The 4,548-nt window shown below is 64.6% G+C and carries 3 protein-coding genes; all 3 read left to right on the top strand.

Annotation, left to right across the window (positions count from 1 at the left end; all coding sequences use genetic code 11):
* On the top strand, positions 1-221 hold a 221-nt coding region (locus JHC57_RS21275), incomplete at its 5' end, for an acyl-CoA dehydrogenase C-terminal domain-containing protein (protein WP_294032579.1).
* A 114-nt stretch (positions 222-335) separates the two neighbouring features.
* On the top strand, positions 336-2,627 hold the full coding sequence (locus JHC57_RS21270; protein WP_294032578.1) for an EAL domain-containing protein: 2,292 nt from the start codon (positions 336-338) through the stop codon (positions 2,625-2,627).
* A gap of 713 nt (positions 2,628-3,340) precedes the next feature.
* A partial coding sequence (locus tag JHC57_RS21265; RefSeq protein WP_294032577.1) for a ribonucleoside-diphosphate reductase subunit alpha occupies positions 3,341-4,548 on the top strand: 1,208 nt, incomplete at its 3' end.

Raw genomic sequence — 4,548 nt, 5'->3', positions numbered from 1 at the left:
TCACCATGCTCGCCACCGCGACGTGCGGCTGGCTGATGGCGATCCAGCACAAGGCCGCGCGCACCGCGCTCGACGAGGGTGGCGGCGACCGCGCCTTCCTCGAAGCCAAGATCGTCTCGACGCGTTTCTACCTCCAGCAGATCGTCCCCGCGGCGACCGGCCTCGCGCCCTCGGCGCTCGCCGGCGACGCGGCGCTCGAACCGCTGCCCGCGATCGCCTGAACAGCCCGGAATCCTGCGCCTCACGCTTCGGCGCGCGCCGCAGGATTTCGTTCATAATTAACGCGATGATAACCATCTGGGACTAGACGCGACCGGCAATTGCTGGAGACGTGCGTGCCCATCCCGGTCAAAAGTCTGATCATCAGCTGGCGAACCATCGCACTGTCGCTGCTGATTGCGCTGGCGGTGGGCATTTCGTCGGCTGGCGAAATAGCCGACCGGGTGCTCGACGCGGTCGTCGGCCGTCTCGCCAATCGTGCGGTTTCCGGGCAGGTGGTTGTCGTCGCGCTCGACGAGCGCACGATGGCGCAATCGCCCAACCGCAACTTTTCGATGACGCAATATGCAAAAGTCGTCGACGCGGCAAACCGGGCCGGTGCCAAGCGCCTCCTGATCGATTTCTATTTCGACCGGCGGGAGGCGGACCGCGACTTCCCGCTATTCGTCGATGCGGTAAGGAACATGGGCGACCGCGTGGTACTTGCCGTCTCGACGCGTCAGGTCCCGGGCAGCGACGAAAAGGTCACCACCTTTCCCAGCAAGCGGTTCGGCCCCGATGTCCCGCTGGCGAGCATCGCCATCGAAAGCGAGTTCTGGCAGGTCTGGAGCGCCCCGATCGCTTATCGCGCCGAAGGGCGGCTCCTTCCGACGTTCGCCGCGATCATCGCGGGCAGGCATAGCGATACGCCGAAGAGCTTTCGCCTCGATCTCGGCTACAACACCCGGACCATCTCGGAGTATAGCGCAGCGGACCTGCTTTCGGGCAAGGTCGGCGCGCGCGAACTGGCCGGCAAGGATGTGATCTTTGCCCCGACCGCGCCCAGCTTTCAGGACTATTTCTATCTGCCGGGGCATAATCGCATTCCCGGCGGATTCCTCCACGTCATCGCCGCGGAAACGCTGAAGCGGGGGAACCCCGTCGACATCGGCTGGATTCCTCCGCTGCTGTTCGCCATCGCGGCGACGGGACTGGCGCTGCTCCCGCGCTTTCAACGCGCCTTCGCTCCGGTCGCCCTGGGCACAACGGTCCTCCTCATCGGCGGCAAGATCTTCCTCGGTACCATGCTCGTCACCTCGTGGATCGGCCCCGCGCTATTCTTCATCGCCGCCATCGCCGCCAACGTGTCGCGCTCCCGCCGCCGCGCTTCGGCGCAACGCGAAAACCCGGTCTCCGGCTTGCCCAATTTCGAGGCGCTGCGATCGCTGCCGCCCTTCGGCAGCGCGACGGTGGTCGCGGCAAAGGTCGTCAATTTCGAGGATCTCGCCGCCTTCATCCCGGGCAACGGCATCGGCAAGCTCGTCGAACAGGTCACCCGCCGGCTCCAGCTCGCCTCGCAGGGCACGACGCTGCACCACGATCTCGACGGCACCTTCGCCTGGCTCGTGCCCTATTATCAGCACAGCCAGATCGAGGGGCAGCTCGCAGGGCTCGCCGCGCTGTTCAACGCGCCGCTGACGATCGGCGAGCTGCGCGTCGACGTCGCGATCGCCTTCGGGGTCAACGACGAGTTCGAGGGCTCGAACGCGCAGCGCCTCGCCGCCGCGCTCGTCGCCGCCGAGCGCGCGATCCGCACACGCTCGCTGTGGACCAAATATACCTCGCGCCAGAAGGAGGATGCCGGCTGGCAGCTTTCCTTCCACTCGCAGCTCGAGGACGCGCTCACCGGCGGCGACATCTGGGTCGCCTTTCAGCCGCAATACGAGATCGCGACGCAGCGGCTCGTGGGCGTCGAGGCGCTCGCGCGCTGGACGCACCCGACGCGCGGCCCGATCCCGCCCGACGAGTTCATCGTCCAGGCCGAAAAGAGCCAGGACATCTACCGCCTGACGCTGTTCGTGATGGATCAGGCGATCCGCTCGGCGGCGCAGCTGCGCGAACGCGGGCTTCCGATCAACATGTCGGTCAACCTGTCGGCGAGCCTGCTGGACCACAGCGACCTCGTCGGCACGATCCGCGTGATGCTGACCGCGCACCATCTGCCGCCCGAAACCCTGACGATCGAGATCACCGAGACCGCGCAGATCGAAAACAGCCGCCAGGCGCGCCAGACGCTCGCCCAGCTCCGCCGCGCCGGCATTCGCCTGTCGATCGACGATTATGGCACCGGCCAGTCGAACCTCGAATATCTGACCGAGATCGAGGCCGACGAGATCAAGATCGACAAGCGATTCGTGATGACGATGCGCGATTCGCAGCGGAACCTCGAAGTGGTCAAATCGACCATCGATCTGGCGCACCGCCTTGGCGCCGTCGCGGTCGCCGAAGGCATTGAAGATGCCGAAACCATGACCCTCCTCGCGAGCCTAGGCTGCGATGTGGGGCAAGGCTATCATCTTGGAAAACCTCAACTGTTTTCCGAACTCGCGGCGGCGCTCGCGACCACTCCCCATAACCGCACCGCATAGCTGCCAATGTGGCGGCAATCATCATAGTTAAGACTCGATTTACCTTACTAATTAAGGTATATGCTCCGTTAACTGTTCCTCGTGGGCAGTGCGAACAGGAGATTTATCATGGGTTGGTTTTGGCGCTTCCTGGGCGGCACCGGTACGGACAGTGCTGGCGGTCAGGCCTAAGCAGGAAACAAATTCGGGAAGGGGCTCCGGCATTGCCGGGGCCCTTTCTTTTTGCGCGCCGCGCGCGTGCCGGCCTCATTTCTCCGTTGACAGCTAACGCTTCCGCGCCGCGTCGCGACGCGCTTCGCCCCGCCGCGCGCCCCGGCTAAAAAAAATCGCGCCGCATCAACCGGTCATCGCTTCCGCGCGCAAAGCCGCGGAATGCCTTGCCCGCACCCGCCCGGGCGTCCATTTGCGGCGACGAGACGAATCAAATTATCGACGAGTCGAGTCCCCGTTCTGTCATTTACCGTCTTGCATCGGCGCGCCGACGTGGCACTATAGGTGGTGGGTCACACACGGGGGCACCCCAATAAATAGTATCAGGCTGTAAGTGGCGGATTTCCGTCGTCCATCGCACATGGGCACGGGAAAACCCTTTCTGCGGCCAAAAAAAGTGCCCACGGGGACAGGTTTAGATGCTAGGATCGGGGCTTCGCCCTGAGTCGAACAAGACAGGAACATGCGCACCCCTGTGCGCGTTCAGATCGGGGATGAATGCGATGGATTTTCGGGAAAGCGAACGGGTGGAGACGAGCGACGTGGCGACGATGGAACTGGCGAAGAACGACGCTCCGGCGGCACCCGAATCGAAAGGCGAACCGAAGGATGATTCGGCCGCCCCGGCGAAGCTCAACGACGGCAGCGAGCCCAAGGTCCACGCGCGCCGCTTCGCGATCGAGACCGACCGCAGCCGCGACGCGCTCCTCACCGATTTCGGCAAGGAAACGCTCGAGGACCGCTATCTCCTCCCCGGTGAATCGTACCAGGATCTCTTCGCGCGCGTCGCCGACGCCTATGCCGACGATCAGGACCACGCGCAGCGCCTCTACGACTATATCTCGAAGCTCTGGTTCATGCCCGCGACCCCCGTTCTCTCGAACGGCGGCACCGGCCGCGGCCTGCCGATCTCCTGCTACCTGAACTCGGTCGACGACAGCCTCGAGGGCATCGTCGGCACGTGGAACGAGAATGTCTGGCTCGCCAGCCGCGGCGGCGGCATCGGCACCTATTGGGGCGCGGTGCGCGGCATCGGCGAACCCGTCGGTCTGAACGGCAAGACCAGCGGCATCATCCCCTTCGTCCGCGTGATGGACAGCCTCACCCTCGCGATCAGCCAGGGCTCGCTCCGCCGCGGCTCGGCCGCCTGCTACCTCGACATCTCGCACCCCGAGATCGAGGAGTTCCTCGAGGTCCGCAAACCCTCGGGCGACTTCAACCGCAAGGCGCTGAACCTGCATCACGGCGTCCTCATCACCGACGAGTTCATGGAGGCCGTCCGCGACGGCGCCGAATTCAACCTGCGCAGCCCCAAGGACCAGAGCGTCCGCGGCACCGTCGACGCGCGCGGGCTGTTCCAGAAGCTCGTCGAGACGCGCCTCGCGACCGGCGAACCCTACATCATCTTCATCGATCAGGTGAACCGCATGATGCCGAAGCATCATCGCGACCTCGGGCTCAAGGTCACCACCTCGAACCTCTGCAGCGAAATCACGCTGCCCACCGGCCGCGACCATCTGGGTCAGGATCGCACCGCGGTCTGCTGCCTCTCGTCGCTCAACCTCGAAACCTGGGACGAGTGGAACGGCGACAAGCGCTTCATCGAGGATGTGATGCGCATGCTCGACAACGTCCTTCAGGACTATATCGACCGCGCCCCGCCCGAAATGGCGCGCGCCAAATACAGCGCCAGCCGCGAACGCTCGGTCGG

The organism is Sphingopyxis sp. (assembly GCF_016463645.1).
Taxonomy (GTDB): Bacteria; Pseudomonadota; Alphaproteobacteria; order Sphingomonadales; family Sphingomonadaceae; genus Sphingopyxis.
Note: the sequence above shows the minus strand (reverse complement) of the source record. Positions and strands in the feature narration are given on the sequence as shown.